Source organism: Synechococcus sp. YX-04-1 (assembly GCF_030546365.1).
Classification (GTDB): Bacteria; Cyanobacteriota; Cyanobacteriia; order PCC-6307; family Cyanobiaceae; genus Parasynechococcus.
Genome location: NZ_JAUONZ010000006.1, coordinates 1 through 17,065, shown reverse-complemented (window position 1 = coordinate 17,065; position 17,065 = coordinate 1). Strand labels below are relative to the sequence as shown.

Genomic DNA, 17,065 nt, shown 5'->3' with positions numbered 1-17,065 from the left:
GCTCAGATCATCATGGAGTTGATCGGATCTTCGCCCTCTTCGGCCTGCTCCATCAGCATCTGCTTGTAGCGAGCTGCCATTTCCTCGGCCTTCTCGAACACCTTCTGGGGGTCGGTGAGCATGTCGCCGGGTTCGGGCTCAAGAGCCTTCGTGGAAAGGGAAATCCGGCCGCGCTCGGCATCTAGATCGATGATCATCACTTTCATCTGATCATTCACGTTCAGCACCGAGTGGGGGGTCTCGATGTGCTCGTGACTGATCTCGGAAATGTGCAGCAGACCGCTGACACCACCGATGTCGATGAAGGCGCCGTAGGGCTTGATGCCGCGGACGGTACCCACCACAACTTCGCCCACTTCCAGGCGATTCATCTTCCGCTCCACCAGGGCGCGGCGATGGCTGAGAACCAGGCGGTTGCGCTCTTCGTCCACCTCGAGGAATTTCAGAGGCAGGAAGTCGGCAACCAGTTCTTCCTTCGGCTTGCGGGTGCTGATGTGGGATCCGGGGATGAAGCCCCGCAGACCTTCCACGCGCACCAGGGCACCACCACGGTTGGTGGCGAACACCTCGGAGTAGATGGTGGCGTCTTCCTTCTGGAGCTGGCGGACCCGCTCCCATGCCCGCTGGTATTCGATCCGACGGATCGACAGCGCCAGCTGACCATCCTCGTTCTCCTCACTCATGATGAAGAACTCACGGATCTCGCCGGGGGCAAGCACGTCGCTCAGACCCTCGACCCGGTTGATCGACACCTCTTGCAGAGGCATGAAGGCAGCCGTCTTGGCGCCGATGTCGATCATGGCGCCCTTCGATTCCAGGGCGAAGACCGTGCCGTTAACGATGTCGCCAGGCTTGAAGTTGTAGTCGTACTTGCTGAGGAGAGCCGCGAACTCATCCAGGGTGAATCCGGCGTCGTCCAGGTTGCGGCTGGCAGCGCGGCTGCTTGGATCATCCGCGGTGGGGACGTCTTCAGGAATGCTCAGGTCCTCACCCTCAAACGCCTGTTCAGCGGCGGCGGTTTCTACAGAGGCTTCTGTGGCGTTCGCGTCCTGAACTTGATCCTGGATCTGTTCTTCTGTCGGAGTCGCAGACATGGGGGGCTGGCGGTCTACCTCAGGTGGGTAGTTCGAGAAAATCACATGGAACGCCCGCCGACGTTTCACGGAGAATTACTGACTTTACAGACCGGACCGACGGCTTCAGCGCAGCGATTCAGCGCAATGGTTCAAAGCACTGATTCACCTCACAGATTCAGCGCACAGTGGCCAAATGGTTCTGTTCCTGATCGGCGTTCAGTGTTTCCAGGGTCGACACGAAGTCATCAATGCCACGGAACTGTCGATAGACGGATGCGAATCGGATGTAGGCCACTTCGCTGATCTGCTTGAGATCACGCAGCACGAATTCACCGATCTCAGTGCTGCTCACTTCCTTGCCGGCGCGTTGCTGGAGTTGCAGTTCGAGGTTTTCCACCAGGGATTCGAGCCGAGAGGTGTCCAATCCCGTTTTTTCGCAAGCTCGATTCAAGCCATGCAGCAACTTGCTGCGACTGAAGATTTCTCGGTTGCCGTTGCGTTTGATCACCGTGATCGGAACGGTTTCCACCCGCTCGTAGGTGGTGAAGCGGAATTCACAGTTGAGGCATTCACGCCGTCGTCTCACGCTGCGTCCACCGTCCGCTGCCCTGGATTCGAGAACGCGACTATCTGTGTTTTGGCAGGAGGGGCACTGCATCCCCGAGGGCATCAATAAGTTGCACCAACTGTAGACAGTGATTTGAGACTTGAGAAGGGCCTCGTGGACATCAGTCTCATTTGAGGAATCCGCCGACGGCTGATGCTGACTTGAGACTGCTGTGATCTGCTCGTGCGGGCGAGACCGGCTTGCGACGGTGGGTGATGGAAAGCATGAAAAAACCCCGCCTCGGCGGGGTTTTGGGGGATCAAATCACTTACCGATTTTCGGCGGATCGCGGAAGGCGATTGCGAAGAAGAGAGTGGCAATCGCGAGGGTAAGGATGAGGACGTAAGCGAAGCTTTCCATCGTGTTGTTCCTGTAGGGCGATCAGTTGAGGGGGGTTCCAGCGGGGGGAACGTAGCCCTCGGGCAGGCGACGGGTGGATTTGTCACCGAGCTTGGCGAAGAGGCCAAACTCCACCTGATCTCCGAGGTCGGGATCAATACCAGCGAACACATCGCGATACAGGGTGCGGGCACCGTGCCAGATGTGGCCGAAGAAGAACAGCAGCGCGAAGGTGGCATGGCCGAAGGTGAACCAGCCGCGCGGCGAGCTGCGGAACGTACCGTCAGAGTTGTAGGTCTCACGGTCGAAGTCGAAGGCTTCACCAAGCTGAGCTTTGCGTGCAAGACGCTTCACGTCGGCAGGGTCGGTGAAGGTCTGGCCATCGAGTGCACCACCGAACACCTTGGCGGTCACGCCCTGTTGTTCGAAGGAGAACTTGGCCTCCGCACGACGGTAGGGAATGTCGGCACGAACAATGCCCTGCTCATCTTGCAGAACTACGGGGAAGTTCTCGAAGAAGTTAGGCAGGCGACGAACTTCAAGATTGCGACCTTCTTTGTCGCTGAATGCGATGTGGCCAACCCAAGCGGTTGCCAAACCATCGCCATTCACCATCGGACCCACGCGGAACAGGCCGCCCTTGGCAGGGCTATTGCCGACGTAGTCATAGAAGGCCAGCTTCTCAGGGATGGCCTCGAAGGCTTCTTCCTGGGTTGCTCCATCGTCCATCGCGGTTTGCACGCGACGGTTGATTTCAGTTTTGAAGTAGCTCTGATCCCACTGATAACGGGTGGGGCCAAACAGCTCCACGGGGGTTGCTGCAGAGCCATACCACATGGTTCCGGCCACGATGAAGGCGGCGAAGAACACGGCTGCGATTGCGCTTGCCAGAACGGTCTCGATGTTGCCCATCCGAAGGGCTTTGTAGAGACGCTCGGGCGGACGCGTGGTGATGTGGAAAATGCCGGCAATGATGCCGACGATGCCTGCAGCAATGTGGTGCGCAACGATGCCACCGGGGTTGAAAGGGTTGAAGCCTTCAGGTCCCCAAGACGGTTGAACGGCCTCTAGGTGACCAGTCAGCGCATAGGGGTCAGAGATCCACATGCCTGGCCCGAAGACGCCAGTCAGATGGAAAGCGCCGAAGCCGAAACAGCCGAGGCCAGCAAGCAGCAGGTGAATGCCGAAGATCTTCGGCAGGTCGAGGGCGGGCTCGCCCGTGCGGGGGTCCTGCCAGATCTCAAGGTCCCAATAAGTCCAATGCCAGATGGCGGCCAGCATCATCAGGCCGGAGAAAACAATGTGAGCGGCAGCGACGCCCTCGAAACTCCAGAAACCGGGATCAACACCCGTTTCGCCGGTGATGCTCCATCCACCCCAGCTGCCGGTCACGCCAAGGCGCGACATGAAAGGCATCACAAACATGCCCTGACGCCACATGGGGTTCAGGACAGGGTCGGACGGATCGAAAATGGCCAGCTCGTAGAGAGCCATGGAGCCGGCCCAGCCGGCTACGAGGGCTGTATGCATGAGGTGCACAGCCAAAAGGCGGCCCGGGTCATTAATGACGACGGTGTGCACCCGATACCAGGGCAATCCCATGGGTCAGGTTCGGGGGACAAGACTGCATATGCAGTCAGACATGGGTGATCGTAAGGGCTTCAGACCATGGGGCGGGAAAAAAGTGACCTGCCCGCAACGGTCAGTGACAGGAAAGTCAGGGCTGTGCTGTTCACAAAACGCAACGCTTCGGCCCATGATGGGGATTGGTTGCTTGTGAGCTCATGCCCGTTATCCGGTTTGTTCGCGAAGGGCGTGATGTGGAGTGTTATCCCGGCGAAAATTTGCGTGAGGTGGCCCGGCGCGAGGGCATCGAGCTCTACGGCTTGAAGGGGCAGTTGGGCAACTGCGGTGGCTGTGGCCAATGCATCACGTGTTTCGTCTCCGTGGTCGATGAAGACAACACGGATGCGCTGACGGCACGTACCGCTGTCGAAGACAACAAGCTGCGCCGCCGACCCCAGGAGTGGCGTTTGGCATGCCAGGCCCTTGTGGAGAAGTCCGTCATGGTGCTGACCCGGCCTCAGGTGAGGCTCGCTAACGCTGATTCGAGATTGGCTGCGGCCAGGCAGGCGCCGCTACCGGCTGGGCCCACGGCATGGCCAGCGCCCCCGGTGAGTGAGCTCGATGAGGAGGATCAGGATGTGGCCGATGGGGATGCCCCGGGTGCCAAGGCTGCTACCGCCGGTGACGAGGCCTAGGGGAGTCGCTCCTCAGACCTCTTGTCGGTGATACCTTCGCCTGGATCCCTCTAACGGCCATGGAAACCAACGATCTCGGATTCGTCGCCAGTCTCCTGTTCATTCTGGTTCCGGCGATCTTCCTGATCGTGCTCTACATCGGCACGCAGAACAGCGAGGCTTGATTCAGCCTTGTTCAGGCTCACGCACCAGCAGCACAGGGGCTGGTGCGTGCACACGGATGTAGTCGCTGACTGATCCGCCCAGCAGCTTGTCCAAATCCACCAGCCCTCTGGCGACAAGAGGCCGTCGGTCTTGGGAGGCGATGACCACAAGGTCGGCGTTGCACTCAGATGCAGCCAGGCAAACGCTGCGACCGATGTCTTTCCCTTCGGTGTGAATGGCTTTCATCTCAACGCCGAAGCTCCTGGCTCGCTGAACAGCGGCGTCGAGAACCTCGTCCGCTTTTGTCCGGCCTCCCCGAGAGGGTGCTGATTCCTGGCGAACGACATGAACGCCGGTGAGGGTTCCGCCGGGGATTTCACGCACCAGTTCGCAAGCCGTGCGCAAGGCGTCGTCCCCCACGCCTGTTCCGTCGATCGTCACCATCACGCGGTTGACGTGTTTGACGTAGAGGTCGTCCCGCACCAGCAGCATCGGCCGCGTGGACAGTTGAAAAACGTACTGGCTGGTGCTGTTGGCAAGAATCGACTGAAGGCGTCCCAGTCCGCGGGATCCCATCACGATCAGGTCAGCCTGAACCTCATCGGCAACCTTGAGAACGGTCTGCTTGGTGTCGCCCTCGCGAATCAAGGTGCTCACGCTTGAGGGGCTGATCCCCATGCGGGTGATCGCACTATTCAAGAGGTTCTCTGCTTCGTCGCGATGGCCGTCGGATTGCGACTTGCTCTGTTCCGAGACCACGTGCAGCAAATTGATCTTTGCTGCTTTCAGGCTGGGAATGTCCTGGAGCATCCGGATCATTTCTTCGACGTGACCCTTGCCCGAGTCGGCAATCAGAAGGTTCCTGAACACAGGGAGATGAAGCAGCCTTTGCGAAAGCCTATGGGTGGTTTCCTCCGTGGAGACAAGCTGATGTCACAGCGTTACGCGGATCATGTACACCCTGACCAAGCGTGTGCTCCCGCAGCACACCGATTACGCCGGTGTGATGTGGCATGGGGCCTATGTGCAGTGGCTGGAGGAAGCCAGGGTGGAGGCCCTCCAGGCTGCTGGCCTGGGCTATGCCGCCATGACTGCGATGGGTGTCGATATGCCAGTGGTGTCCCTTCACTTGGATTACCGCCAGCCGCTTCGGCACGGCGACCAGGTGTGTGTTGAAAGCCGATGCCCTGGTCAGCAGGGGGTGCGCTGGCCATGGATCTCTCGCTTTGTCTGCGGAGACGCGGTGGTTGCGGAGGCGTCGGTGAATCTGGTGATGGTGCGTGGGGGGCGTGTGCTCAGGCGCGTGCCGGCGCAGCTGAAGGAGGTGATGGATCAGCTGGTGCGCCAAGCGCTTTGAATCAACCTCCGAGGCGCCGATGCTGTGTTAGTACAAATGTACTTGCTTGGTGCTGGTGCGGGGATGGTGGTGGCTCTGGACCTGTTGCCCTGGCTTGGGCAACGCACGCATGGCCGATCTGCGCGGGCTTTGCCGCGATCAAGCCATCGGCCCTGATCAGCTTTGGGGTTGGCCGATCGAACGCCTTGGCCAGGCGCTGGCTTGGCCGGCGCACTGTCTGGACGCCGTGGATCGTTACCGGCGGGAGCGGGGAACTGAGCCCGTCTTTGATGTTCCTGCCTGTGCTCTTCTGCCGGGTGACTCTGCCTGGCCATGCAGCTTGGACGGTGTGAACTCACCCCCTTCCGGGTTGTACGTCGAAGGGGATCGATCGCTGCTTCGTTATTTGAATGCCCGAACCGCCATCGCGGTGGTGGGCACCCGCTCCGCCTCGGACCATGGCCTTGCGATGGCTGAAGAACTGGGCCGCGCTTTGGCCGAGGCGGGTTGGCCCGTCCTTAGTGGTCTTGCGGAAGGGATTGATGCTGCAGCCCATCGCGGCTGTTTGGCCAGAAACGGTGCACCCATCGCGGTGTTGGGGACACCCTTGGATCGTGTCTATCCAGCCCACCACCGATCGTTGCAACAGCAGGTCGGCAGGCAAGGGCTGTTGGTGAGCCCAAACCGGTCCGGCTGTCGCGTGCATCCAGGGCACTTCGCGGCGCGGAATCGTTGGTTGGTGGCCTTTGCCCAAGTGCTCGTAGTGGTGGAGTGTCCGCAACGCAGCGGAGCACTGATTTCGGCCCGCTGGGCGAGCCGGATGCAGTGCCCGGTGTGGGTGGTTCCTGGTGATGCCCGCCGTTGGTCCTGTCGGGGCAGCAATGCCCTGCTTCGGGATGGTGCGACTGCCTTGATCCACCCCGAGGAGTTGTTTGCCTCTCTTGGTGATGGCCCGTTGAAGCCAGAGGATTCACGCGGTAAGCATCAACGCGTGATGGAGGCCATCGGCTCGGGGGCGACCTTTGATCAGCTGTTGCTTCGTTTGCAGTGCTCCCCTGCTGAGCTGGCCCCCCAGCTTTTGGCCCTTGAGTCTCAGGGCGAACTGCTGTGTGAGTCTGGATTGCATTGGCGCAAGCCTCGGCCTTGACAGACTGCAAAACCGTGGCCGGCACTGATGTGTTGCAGTGGCGGCGTCAACAACTCGCCCGGGGTGGCACCGCGGCTGATCTCGATTGGTTGCTTGATCTGGCCGGTGGCGTTCGTTGGGCCAGCCTGCAAAGACTGTTGTTGGACCCCACGCGCACCGTCGCCCTGGAGCAGTCCCTTGAGGCGCTTTCTGATCTGTGGGAGTGCCACCTTCACAGGGATGTTCCCCTGCAGCACTTGGTGGGGCTCTGTCCCTGGCGGGATTTGCTGCTTGAGTCGTCGCCTGCCGCATTGATTCCCCGGCAGGAAACGGAACTGCTGGTGGATCTGGCCTTGGGCCAGTTCAACGCCACTCCCCCTGCCTGTTGGGCTGACCTCGGCACCGGCTCAGGGGCCATCGCTGTGGGTTTAGCCCGCGCCTGGCCGACGTCACCGGGGCATGGCGTCGACCTCAGTCCAGATGCCTTGCGTCTGGCAGAACGCAACCTTGAGCGTTGCGCCCCGCATCACAACTGTTCGCTGCACCTCGGTTCGTGGTGGACTCCTCTCAAGGTTTGGTGGGGGAGCCTGGATCTTGTGGTCAGCAATCCTCCGTACATCCCCAGTGCTGTGGTTGACGGTCTTGAGTCTGTGGTTCGTGACCATGAACCGCATATGGCGTTGCGTGGTGGCCCGGATGGCTTGGATGCCATCCGGGCCGTGGTGAATGGAGCACCAACAGGGCTGTCGCCTGGTGGCTGGCTTCTGCTCGAACACCATCACGACCAGAGCGCTCAGGTGACCCAGCTGCTGCGGGATGCCGGCTTGGTGGAGGTCAGCGCGGCCGCTGATCTTGAAGGGACCCTTCGCTTTGCGCTTGCTCGCAAACCTGCCGCATCAAGCTGATGCAACCCTTGCGATGAAGGAAGGATTCATGCCCGTTCCGGTTCTGGCCGCCACCGATCTGGCCATGCGGCTTCGTGCCGGCGAAGCGGCCGTCATTCCCACCGACACCCTGCCGGGACTGGCGGTGCTTCCCGATCACGCCCAGACTCTCTGGCGCCTGAAACGCCGACCGGCGGACAAGCCCCTCATCTTGATGGGGGCATCAGTGAACGACTTGCTCCACGAGGTTGCGGTTCCGTGCCATCGGGAGGTTGAAGCCTTGGCTGAGCGCAATTGGCCTGGAGCGCTCACCCTGGTGGTGCATGCCCGTGATGGCGGAGCTGGCCGGTATCTCAATCCAGGTGGCACAACGTTGGGCTGCCGCATTCCGGCCTGTGAGCAGACCCGTGCTCTGCTTCAGATCAGCGGGCCATTGGCCACGACCAGTGCCAATCGTTCCGGAGAACCTGCGAGCATGACCGCAGCAGAGGCGTCGTTGGTTTTCCCTGATGTCGCTCAGCTGGGTCCGCAGCCCTGGCCTCAACCCTCGGGCCAGGCCAGCACGGTGTTGGTCTGGGTCGAGGACGGACGCTGGCGCATGGTGCGACGTGGTGCTGTGATTCCGGCAGGGGTTGAGGTGCTCGAGTGATCTCGCTTGTTGGGCTTTGCCTGCTGGTGATGGCCTTGCTTCATTGGGTGCTGGAGCCCCTGGAAGCTGTCTTCACCTGGACCCTTCAACTGAATCTTCTCCCCTGGCTGTTGGGGTTGTTCTTCATCTGGCTGCTGGCGGGTGAATCGGACCGCAGCCCGTCGCCCTGATCCAGATCAAGCCGGCTAACGGATTTGAACCGATGACCTTCGCTTTACAAAAGCGCTGCTCTACCGCTGAGCTAAGCCGGCATGGGCTGCATCGTACCGGCTGCCTGGCGATTCAATGCAGGGTCTCCATCCCTGATCAGCCCAAGCACCAGCTCGAGTCGATTGCGACAACCGCTTTTACGGAGTGCCCTGCTGATATGACACTCAACGGTGCGATGACTGATCACCAATCGCTTGGCAATGGCTCGGTTGTTGAGGCCTTCGAGCAACAACAGCACCACCCGCTGTTCAGCGGGGGTGAGGAGATTCAGGATCCGAGGTTTCAAGCTTGAGCAGGTTGCTGCTCAGAGGGTTCCACCTTCGCTGGTTGGGCGATCGGGCGACGGATCGGCAGGTTGGCCACCAGGGCGGTGACGCGGTCTTCCGTCTCGAGGCTCACATCACCTTCCGCGAGGTCGATTTCCACGTAGCGGGCCACCACTTCGAGGATCTCGCGGCGCATTTGTTCGAGCAGCTCCGGATTGAGGTCGCTGCGGTCGTGGGCCAGCACCAACTGGAGCCGCTCTTTGGCTGTTTCTGCACTGGCGGGCTGACGGCGCAGGAGTTTGTCGATGAATTCCTTGACTGTCATCGCCTCAGAAAATCCGGGTTTGCATCAGCTTGCGCATCCTGGCGCGGAGGCCGCGGCGGGCCTGGGAGGGGTCCATCAGAGGAATGTCTTCGCCCTGAAGCCGTTGAGCGATGTTGCCGTAGGCCTGGGCCGCTGGGGAAGACGAATCACTCAGGGTCAAGGGTTCACCGCGGTTGGTGCTCACGATTACCTGTTCGTCTTCAAAAACAAGCCCTAGAAGAGGTAACGCGAGAATGTCGGTGACATCGTCCACCGAAAGCATTTCCTGGTTCGACATCATCTTTGGGCGCACCCTGTTGAGCACAAGCTGCACCGGCTGCACGCCCTGGGTGTTCAGAAGCCCGATCACCCGATCAGCGTCCCGCACGGCGGCCACTTCCGGGGTGGTGATCACCACAGCTTCTCGGGCTGCGGCCGCGGCATTTTTGAATCCGTCTTCGATGCCTGCAGGGCAGTCGATCAACACGTAATCGAACTGGCGTTCCAGCAGAGCAACGATGGCCTGCATGTCCTTGGGCTTGAGCCACTCGAGCATCCGAGGGTTGCCTGCAGGGAGCAGGGCCAGATTGGGCTCTTGCTTGTGTTTCACCAGGGCTTGCTCAAGCCGGCAGGTCTCCGCAAGCACCTCCTGGGCGGTGTAGACGATGCGGTTCTCCAGGCCCAGCAGCAGATCGAGGTTCCTAAGACCGAAGTCCGCGTCAAGAACCACAGTCTTGGCGCCCTGGCGGGCAAGGGCGATACCAAGGTTTGCCGTGGTCGTTGTTTTTCCAACACCGCCCTTGCCAGAACAGATGAGAATGGTTCGGGTCGTCGACACCAGGGTTCTGCTTTGGTGTGGCCAGAATAATCTGGCTTTTAGCTCTGACAACGAGTTCAGCGTTTTTGAAAGCTCTGGATGACGGCGGGTTCAATGGCGATCACGCCATCTTTGAGTTCGGCTTGTTCGGCCAAACCTGCCTGGGGCAGATCCTCTGGGCCTCGGGCTACAGCGTCAGCAATCCTCAGTTGCAGTGGCCGCAGCTGCAGAGCAACGATTTTCGCGGTCGTTGACCCCTCGCATCCGGCGTGGGCAACGCCCCGCAGGCGACCCCACACCAAGACATCAGCAGTTGAACTGATCCGTGCTCCGGGATTCACATCGCCGTAGAGAAGGATGGTGCGCTCGCTTTGCAGATGGTCGCCGGAGCGCAGGGTGCCGTGGTGAAACAACAGGTCGGAAGGGGCCGTCCTCACAGGATTGGGCTGGAGTTCACGGTTGGAAGGCGTGTTGGAACGGCTCGCATCCAGTCCCAAGGCTGAAGCACTTACAACGGTCTCGGGAATCCGGCCGGTGATTCGTCCGAGTTGATGGCCTGCCTCGGTGACGGCGGAGCACAAATCCGCGAGGTCGTTGCAATTCAGTTTCCAGTCCCCGCAATCGAGATCAACGATCGGTTGGGACCACCTGCTCAGCAGATCAGGCAAACGATCCCTCCAGTGATCAAGGCGCTGGTCGGGAAGCCTCAATGTCATGGCTGCTTCACGCTGCTGCTGCACGGGGCCATTCAACGTCCATCTCCTGCCTGAGCTCGATACTGATGTCACGGGGGTGAATCAACCAGGAGGTTGCCGCTGGGGTCGCGAGACTGGCGACCAAAGGAGAGGCTTTCTCCAGGGCTTGGAGCTGCTGCCCGTCCCAGAGGCGTAAGCCGCCTCGATAGGGGTGGTATCCGCGCAGCTGTTGATGACGCAATCCGCAGCAGAGTTCAGGGTCGTGGCCATGACGATCGGCCAACCGCCTGGCTGTCGCGAGCAATTGAAGTTGATCAGCCGGAGAAAGATGCTCGACGGCCGTTGCTTTAAGCAGGCGTCGATCCAGAAAACGCTCACTCAGTTCAGCCAGGGCCGCTGGCGCTTCGGCTTGCCAGCGCTGGAGGTGGTAGCCGGTGCGTTGGTCGTCGTTGGCGAGGAAGTCCTCCAATCGGATCTGGTCCGGTTGCCAGAGCCAGTTGGCCATCACCTCATCAGCCCACACCTGCTCAGGGCCCAGTTGTCGTGCAGTCAAGATCAGTTTTTCCAGCAGCCAGTTGCACACCACATTCAGCCGGTGGTTGTAGACGCTCCTGTACATGAGGTTCCTCACCACCAGGTAGTGCTCCACAGCCATCAGACCCTTGGGATGAATGGCCATGTCCCCGTCAGGGGCCAGGGTCAGTGCTCCCAGGATGCGGTCGAGATCCAGCTGCCCGTAGCGCGTTCCGGTGCTGTAGCTGTCGCGCAGGAGGTAATCCAGTCGGTCGCAATCCAGCTGACTGCTGACCAAGTGTTTGATCAGCGGGTGAGGGCTGCGTCCATGCTCCAGCAGGTCCGCCACCGCCTCAGCCGTGCCGGATCCATGGCTCTCCAGACAGTCACGGATCTGTGGGTGATGCCGAATCACCCGTGCTGACCATGCTTCATGGCGCAGGCCAAACATCTCTTCGCCGGTGTGGCTGAGGGGGCCATGGCCGATGTCATGGAGCAAAGCGGCCCCGTAGAGCAGCCCCCGGTACGTCTCCAGCTCTGGTGCCAAAGGCAGCATCCGCTCAAATGCACGACGCGCCAGATGAAAGACACCCAGCGAGTGGGTGAATCGACTGGATTCAGCGCTGTGAAAGGTGAGGTAGGCCGGGCCCAGCTGGCGGATGCGACGCAGGCGTTGGAACGGCGCCGTGTCCACCAAGTCCATCACCATCCCCTCGGCTGGGGCTTGGCGGTCAAGACCAATGCCTCTGTGCAGAGGGTCGTGATAAGTCCGCTGGCTCATGCCTCGGTGTCGTCAGCGGGTTGTTCCAGCAGGGCCTCCATCCATTGTTCGGCTTCCGAGAGCCAGCGATCACCATCACCGCCGGGATTTAGGGGTTCCGGATCTGACAAGCCACGATCGGGTGCGATGCCTTCCCCTTGGATGTCCCGTCCACTCGGTGTCACATACCCGGCAACGGTCACGGCGAGGCCGCTGCCGTCACTGAGGTTGGTCAGCGTTTGGATCAGCCCTTTCCCAAACGTTTGGCCTCCGAGCAGGGTGGCGCGTTCGTTGTCCTGAAGAGCTCCAGCAAGGATTTCACTCGCACTGGCCGTGCCTCCATTCACGAGGGTGACCATCGGTCCGTCGTAGACCGTCTGGAGACTGGCCTGGATGGTGTCATTGATCCCCTCGCGGTTGCGGGTTTCAACGATGGGGCCACCGGACAGGAAGTTGTCGGCGACCGCCAATCCAGCGCTCACCAAACCGCCTGAGTTATTGCGAAGGTCGAGCACCAATCCTTCGATGTCCTTGTTCTGGAGTTCTGTGAGTGCCTCTTTCACCTGTTCGGGGACTCCTTCGCTGAACTGGGTGATCCGCAGATAGCCAAGGGTGTGACTGCCACTGCGTAAGCGCCGTGTGCGCACCGGTCTCAGATCCACGCTGCGGCGTTCCAGGGTCAGCTCGTTTGCTTCTCCGCTGCCGTTGTCCAGCGTCAGCACCACCTGCGATCCCACGTCTCCCCGCAGCGCTGCCACGGTTCCCTCAAGTCCAAGATCCACAACGGCCCGGCCATCAACAGACAGCAGTTGAGTCCCACTGGTGATCTCCGCCTCGCCGGCGGGTGAGCCCTCGAGGGCCGAAATCACTACAACGCCATTGCTGCTTTCATCTGGCCCCAGTTGCAAGCCCACACCGCTGAGGCTTCCGTTGGTGCTGTCCTTCAGCGCCGTGTAGTCCTCTGGACGAAGCAGCCGGGTGTAGGGGTCGCCCAACTGAGCCAGCATCGATTCGATGGCTGAATAGGCATCGTCACTGCTCTCGATGCTGCGTTCCATGGCCTTCTGCCGTTGACGCTTCCAACGCACCGCATCGAGTTGCTCTGGGTTCCAAAAACCCTGGTTCACAAGCCGCCAGCTGTCCACCACGAGCTGTTGTGTGTCGCTAAGTGCAACGGCTGTGCAGGCGCTGCCCAGCACCAAAAAGCAGCAAAGAGCAGCTGCGATCAGTTGGCGGAGCGTTCGATACCCCTTGCGCCGCAGCCAGTCTGAAAGATCGTTAACAGTTGGATACATCGCGGTGGGTTCGCCTCAGTGGCAGAAGCGTGCTCAGTAGACTTTCGCAACTCGAGCCCGCTTGTGCATGGCGAACTCATCACCGGTTTACGACTGGTTCCAGGAACGTCTGGAAATCCAGGACATTGCTGACGACATTGGTTCCAAGTACGTGCCCCCCCACGTCAACATTTTCTATTGCCTGGGGGGCATCACGTTGGTGTGCTTCCTGATCCAGTTCGCGACTGGGTTCGCGATGACCTTCTATTACAAGCCCACCGTTGCTGAGGCTTACAAGTCGGTCGAGTACCTGATGACCGACGTCAGTTTTGGTTGGTTGATTCGTTCCGTGCATCGCTGGAGCGCATCAATGATGGTGCTGATGCTCATCCTCCACGTGTTCCGCGTGTACCTCACCGGTGGCTTCAAGCGTCCCCGTGAGCTCACCTGGGTCACTGGCGTGACCATGGCTGTGATCACGGTGTCCTTCGGTGTGACCGGTTACTCCTTGCCCTGGGATCAGGTTGGCTATTGGGCTGTGAAAATCGTTTCTGGCGTTCCTGCAGCAATCCCTGTGGTTGGCGATTTCATGGTCGAACTGCTTCGCGGTGGCGAAAGTGTTGGCCAGGCCACCCTCACTCGCTTCTACAGCCTGCACACCTTCGTGATGCCTTGGCTGTTGGCGGTGTTCATGCTCATGCACTTCCTGATGATCCGGAAGCAGGGCATTTCTGGTCCCTTGTGATCTGCGTTCCTACTGTTCCCTCAACACCTGGACTAACTGATGCACATTCTCAAGAAGCCTGACCTCTCAGATCCCAAGATGCGGGCCAAGCTCGCCAAGGGCATGGGTCACAACTACTACGGTGAGCCTGCCTGGCCGAACGACCTCCTCTATATCTTCCCGGTGGTGATCCTCGGCACCATCGCCTGTGTGGTTGGTCTGGCCGTACTGGATCCAGCGATGCTCGCCGACAAGGCTGATCCCTTCGCAACCCCTCTGGAAATCCTTCCTGAGTGGTACCTCTATCCCGTCTTCCAGATCCTGCGGGTTGTTCCCAACAAGCTTCTGGGCATTGCTTTGCAAACCCTGGTCCCCTTGGGTCTGATGCTCGTTCCTTTCATCGAGAGCTTCAACAAGTTCCAGAACCCTTTCCGACGTCCCGTTGCGATGACAGTGTTCCTGACCGGAACACTGGTCACCATCTACCTCGGTATTGGTGCTGCACTTCCGATCGACAAGTCCCTCACCCTTGGCCTGTTCTGATCACTCGCTTGAGCTCAGTTCACGTACCCCGGCTCGTTGAGCCGGGGTTTTTTATGCGATGGCTGCTCCTTTGGTTGGTCAGTGACCCATCGATTCGTCGAGGTTGAGCATCAGCACATCGTCTGGGTTGACGTGGAGAAAGTGGTGCATCAGCAGAAAACCAACGATGGTCCAGGTTTGATACGTGCGTGACTGCTGTCCAACCCAGGTCCCCGTGGGGCCGTCGAAATATTCAGCCCATTGCTGACGTGGGAGCTGGTTGAGATGGCTCCAATAGCACTCGTCCAACAGCGTTTTCATCTCTCCCATCAGCAACACGTCGGCCTGGGGATTTAGCCGTTCGTGCAGAAGGATGGATGCTCCAAAAAACCAGAGCAGGCTCGGCCAGTGGCCTCCGTTGTGATAACTCCAGGGCCAGTTTTTGGGATCGGAGCCCGTTTTGTTCTCCCACTCCACGCCCTCCATGGGGGGATGACAGATCCGCATCGGCATCTGGGCCATGAGGTGATCACGGTTGTGCAGCACCAGTCGGAACAGGGCCCGTTGCTGTGGCGCGGTCAGCAACCCGAACAGGGATGCAAGGGAATTCCCTAAGGAGTAGAAGCGAAAATCCGGTCGTCCGGTGCGCATGTTCCCGATCATGTAACCGCCACGGTTCTCCAGCCAGTCCTGCAACCAGTCGGGGATGACCTGTGGCTGAACGTTGAATTCGTTGTGGTGCTGGTTTTCGCCGTATTGCTCCGTTGGTCGTCGCCGAAGCACTTGCATCGTTTTGCTGGTCACCCAGTAGTGCTTCAGCAAAAACTGCCGCAAGTCATGGGTCCACTGCCGGCTCAGGCGCAGGCGTTCTCCCAGAAGAACGCTGTTCTCGTGGCGTTGGCAGAGTTCCATCAGCCCAACGCAACTGCGAAGCGCTGCGAAGAGCAGCACTTCCACCTCCAATGGCGCACCCCATACGTCCATGGGACGGTCAATCATGAAGGCGCAGTCGGGAACGAACAGCACCGGTGTGCCTTCGAAGCTGGGGTGAAGAACCAGATCGAGCAGCAGTTGTAAACCGCGTTGCACTTCAGGACTGCGACCGAAGTCGGTGTCTCCACTGCGTTTGACGTAGATCCAGCAGAGAATCGGCCACCAGAGGCTTGCATCCACTGAGGTGATGCGACCAATCGAGCGTTGGCCGTAGTCCGCAACCAGCTCTCCTTCTTCCTCCACAAAACTGGTGGGGAAGACACCGCGGGTTTGAACGTTGGTGCTTTGGAGCTGAAGGCTGACGCTTAAAAACTGCTTCACGATGGCGAAGCGTCCTTGCAGCATCAGGTAGATCATCACGGGAACGTTGTCCCGTAGAAAGATCTCGCCGTAGTTGAGGGCGTCGTCAGAGCGGCGATGTTCCATCGCGGCAACGCTGCCGGCGAGTTCCCCTTGCACGCCAATCAGCGTGGCTTCGAAGTGTTCCCGTGCTTTTTGCAGCACCTGCTCTTCATTTGAGTTGGGGCGGAAACGCTGGCTTTGTTCGGTGAAACGCCTTGACATCGCGGTGACCTCCAACTGAAACGTAGTTCTGGCAATGGATTTCGCCAGTGGAAGCAACCCTTCAGATCTCCAGGGGTCCTGCCTATTGCGCGGGTGAAGGTTGTGGTGTTATGGTTTTGTCTTGCGCGGGAGCCGAGAGGCTGTTGCGCAAGCCGAAGCGCTTGAGGCGAAAGTCTTGATGTGTCTGAGGCGACTTACAAGACCAAGAGGGAGCGATCCCACGGTGTTGTAAGTTCTTCAAGCGGTCGCGAGAGGCCGCGATGACCAACCAACCGATCTCCTGAGAGGGAGTGAAGAGAAGTTTGGTCGCACCTGGACAATTGAAAAGTTTAGGAACTGACGCTTTCATCGCGTTTGGTTCTGAGCCGAACCGAGAGGTGAGGTGAGGAGCCGAATGAAAGAGCGATGAAGGTGTGAGGTCCCGTCAAAAAATTTCGTTGCGCTGAAGCAATTCGCTGCAACGAAAGAGTTTTCACGAACTCTTTTGTTGTCGGTGTGCGGATTGTGGAGCAACAACCGGATCTGAGATCCCGGAAAGTCATTGACAGAGAAATCTAGAGATGCACTCTTAAGAACCCTTTTGTGTCAGCGAAAGGAGGCCTCAACTGTTGCCAGTTTTAACTGAGTAATGGGTGACGCAAATCATTTTGAGGAAGTGAAAGCTTCTAAGAGGAAATGATCTACAACGGAGAGTTTGATCCTGGCTCAGGATGAACGCTGGCGGCGTGCTTAACACATGCAAGTCGAACGAACCTTCGGGTTAGTGGCGGACGGGTGAGTAACGCGTGAGAATCTGCCCTCAGGAGGGGGACAACAGTTGGAAACGACTGCTAATACCCCATATGCCGCGAGGTGAAATGAATTTCGCCTGAGGATGAGCTCGCGTCTGATTAGCTAGTTGGTGTAGGTAATGGCTCACCAAGGCATCGCCCAGATCGCTGGTCTGATGAATCGGGGATTCCCTGGATCGAGCAAAAGCACCGGTCAGCTTCAGATCAGTG

Annotated in this window: 21 protein-coding genes, 1 tRNA gene and 1 rRNA gene; 10 read left to right on the top strand and 13 right to left on the bottom strand. The window is 59.4% G+C overall.

Annotation, left to right across the window (positions count from 1 at the left end; all coding sequences use genetic code 11):
* Nucleotides 1–2: 2 nt before the first annotated feature.
* From Q3Y53_RS10715 to psbB, 4 genes are all read right to left on the bottom strand, one after another.
* Entirely contained in the window at nt 3–1,094 is a 1,092-nt protein-coding gene (locus Q3Y53_RS10715) for a 30S ribosomal protein S1 (RefSeq protein WP_226425850.1), read from the bottom strand.
* 157 nt (nt 1,095–1,251) lie between these two features.
* The gene (gene nrdR / locus Q3Y53_RS10710) at nt 1,252–1,734 is read right to left on the bottom strand and encodes a transcriptional regulator NrdR (RefSeq protein ID WP_303535840.1); all 483 of its coding nucleotides are present in this window, start codon (nt 1,732–1,734) and stop codon (nt 1,252–1,254) included.
* Between the two features lie 213 nt (nt 1,735–1,947).
* The gene (locus tag Q3Y53_RS10705; protein WP_011128841.1) at nt 1,948–2,043 is read right to left on the bottom strand and encodes a photosystem II reaction center protein T; all 96 of its coding nucleotides are present in this window, start codon (nt 2,041–2,043) and stop codon (nt 1,948–1,950) included.
* A gap of 21 nt (nt 2,044–2,064) precedes the next feature.
* Complete coding sequence (gene psbB, locus Q3Y53_RS10700; RefSeq protein WP_226425852.1) at nt 2,065–3,624, bottom strand: photosystem II chlorophyll-binding protein CP47; 1,560 nt, start codon at nt 3,622–3,624, stop codon at nt 2,065–2,067.
* 182 nt (nt 3,625–3,806) lie between these two features.
* On the opposite strand from psbB, the gene Q3Y53_RS10695 reads away from it, so the two are divergent.
* Both Q3Y53_RS10695 and psbM read left to right on the top strand, forming a co-directional pair.
* A complete protein-coding gene (locus Q3Y53_RS10695; protein WP_303535826.1) occupies nt 3,807–4,283 on the top strand; it encodes a 2Fe-2S iron-sulfur cluster-binding protein in 477 nt (158 codons plus the stop codon).
* 59 nt (nt 4,284–4,342) lie between these two features.
* Nucleotides 4,343–4,447 carry a photosystem II reaction center protein PsbM gene (gene psbM, locus Q3Y53_RS10690; RefSeq protein WP_226401997.1) on the top strand — a complete coding sequence of 35 codons (105 nt, stop codon included), beginning with the start codon at nt 4,343–4,345 and terminating at the stop codon, nt 4,445–4,447.
* 1 nt (nt 4,448) lies between these two features.
* Here the strand turns inward: psbM and Q3Y53_RS10685 are convergent, their stop codons facing one another.
* The gene (locus tag Q3Y53_RS10685) at nt 4,449–5,297 is read right to left on the bottom strand and encodes a universal stress protein (protein ID WP_226425854.1); all 849 of its coding nucleotides are present in this window, start codon (nt 5,295–5,297) and stop codon (nt 4,449–4,451) included.
* A gap of 82 nt (nt 5,298–5,379) precedes the next feature.
* Here Q3Y53_RS10685 and Q3Y53_RS10680 point away from each other — a divergent pair, with 82 nt between their 5' ends.
* The 5 genes from Q3Y53_RS10680 (at nt 5,380) to Q3Y53_RS10660 (ending at nt 8,592) form a co-directional block, all read left to right on the top strand.
* Nucleotides 5,380–5,784 (top strand): thioesterase family protein, encoded by a 405-nt coding sequence (locus tag Q3Y53_RS10680; protein ID WP_226425855.1) that lies wholly within the window; start codon nt 5,380–5,382, stop codon nt 5,782–5,784.
* Nucleotides 5,785–5,878: 94 nt separating this feature from the next.
* A complete protein-coding gene (locus tag Q3Y53_RS10675) occupies nt 5,879–6,910 on the top strand; it encodes a DNA-processing protein DprA (protein ID WP_368506448.1) in 1,032 nt (343 codons plus the stop codon).
* On the top strand, nt 6,889–7,794 hold the full coding sequence (prmC, locus tag Q3Y53_RS10670) for a peptide chain release factor N(5)-glutamine methyltransferase (RefSeq protein WP_226425856.1): 906 nt from the start codon (nt 6,889–6,891) through the stop codon (nt 7,792–7,794). The genes Q3Y53_RS10675 and prmC overlap by 22 nt, the downstream gene beginning before the upstream one ends.
* Nucleotides 7,795–7,822: 28 nt before the next feature.
* A complete protein-coding gene (locus Q3Y53_RS10665; RefSeq protein ID WP_303536173.1) occupies nt 7,823–8,422 on the top strand; it encodes an L-threonylcarbamoyladenylate synthase in 600 nt (199 codons plus the stop codon).
* Nucleotides 8,419–8,592 (top strand): hypothetical protein, encoded by a 174-nt coding sequence (locus Q3Y53_RS10660; protein ID WP_226425858.1) that lies wholly within the window; start codon nt 8,419–8,421, stop codon nt 8,590–8,592. Before Q3Y53_RS10665 ends, Q3Y53_RS10660 begins: the two co-directional genes overlap by 4 nt.
* Nucleotides 8,593–8,601: 9 nt before the next feature.
* Here the strand turns inward: Q3Y53_RS10660 and Q3Y53_RS10655 are convergent.
* The 7 genes from Q3Y53_RS10655 to ctpZ all read right to left on the bottom strand — a co-directional run bounded on the left by Q3Y53_RS10655 (nt 8,602) and on the right by ctpZ (nt 13,282).
* Nucleotides 8,602–8,673, bottom strand: a tRNA-Thr gene (locus Q3Y53_RS10655).
* Complete coding sequence (locus tag Q3Y53_RS10650) at nt 8,664–8,918, bottom strand: helix-turn-helix transcriptional regulator (protein WP_368506447.1); 255 nt, start codon at nt 8,916–8,918, stop codon at nt 8,664–8,666. Before Q3Y53_RS10650 ends, Q3Y53_RS10655 begins: the two co-directional genes overlap by 10 nt.
* Complete coding sequence (gene minE, locus Q3Y53_RS10645; protein WP_226401990.1) at nt 8,915–9,223, bottom strand: cell division topological specificity factor MinE; 309 nt, start codon at nt 9,221–9,223, stop codon at nt 8,915–8,917. The genes Q3Y53_RS10650 and minE overlap by 4 nt, the downstream gene beginning before the upstream one ends.
* Before the next feature lie 4 nt (nt 9,224–9,227).
* Complete coding sequence (gene minD / locus Q3Y53_RS10640; protein ID WP_006849989.1) at nt 9,228–10,040, bottom strand: septum site-determining protein MinD; 813 nt, start codon at nt 10,038–10,040, stop codon at nt 9,228–9,230.
* A gap of 56 nt (nt 10,041–10,096) precedes the next feature.
* Nucleotides 10,097–10,735: a septum site-determining protein MinC gene (minC, locus tag Q3Y53_RS10635; RefSeq protein WP_303536168.1), complete on the bottom strand. Its 639-nt coding sequence runs from the start codon at nt 10,733–10,735 to the stop codon at nt 10,097–10,099.
* Nucleotides 10,736–10,742: 7 nt separating this feature from the next.
* A complete protein-coding gene (locus tag Q3Y53_RS10630) occupies nt 10,743–12,008 on the bottom strand; it encodes an HD domain-containing protein (protein WP_226425859.1) in 1,266 nt (421 codons plus the stop codon).
* Complete coding sequence (gene ctpZ, locus Q3Y53_RS10625) at nt 12,005–13,282, bottom strand: carboxyl-terminal processing protease CtpZ (protein ID WP_303535815.1); 1,278 nt, start codon at nt 13,280–13,282, stop codon at nt 12,005–12,007. Before ctpZ ends, Q3Y53_RS10630 begins: the two co-directional genes overlap by 4 nt.
* A gap of 67 nt (nt 13,283–13,349) precedes the next feature.
* Here ctpZ and petB point away from each other — a divergent pair, with 67 nt between their 5' ends.
* Both petB and petD read left to right on the top strand, forming a co-directional pair.
* Complete coding sequence (petB, locus tag Q3Y53_RS10620; RefSeq protein ID WP_011363493.1) at nt 13,350–14,006, top strand: cytochrome b6; 657 nt, start codon at nt 13,350–13,352, stop codon at nt 14,004–14,006.
* Nucleotides 14,007–14,045: 39 nt separating this feature from the next.
* Nucleotides 14,046–14,528 carry a cytochrome b6-f complex subunit IV gene (gene petD / locus Q3Y53_RS10615; RefSeq protein WP_006851144.1) on the top strand — a complete coding sequence of 161 codons (483 nt, stop codon included), beginning with the start codon at nt 14,046–14,048 and terminating at the stop codon, nt 14,526–14,528.
* A 78-nt stretch (nt 14,529–14,606) separates the two neighbouring features.
* On the opposite strand, the gene Q3Y53_RS10610 is transcribed toward petD, so the two are convergent.
* On the bottom strand, nt 14,607–16,064 hold the full coding sequence (locus Q3Y53_RS10610) for a glycoside hydrolase 100 family protein (RefSeq protein ID WP_226425861.1): 1,458 nt from the start codon (nt 16,062–16,064) through the stop codon (nt 14,607–14,609).
* 682 nt (nt 16,065–16,746) lie between these two features.
* Between Q3Y53_RS10610 and Q3Y53_RS10605 the strand changes: the two genes are divergently transcribed.
* Nucleotides 16,747–17,065, top strand: a 16S ribosomal RNA gene (locus tag Q3Y53_RS10605); the annotation flags it as partial.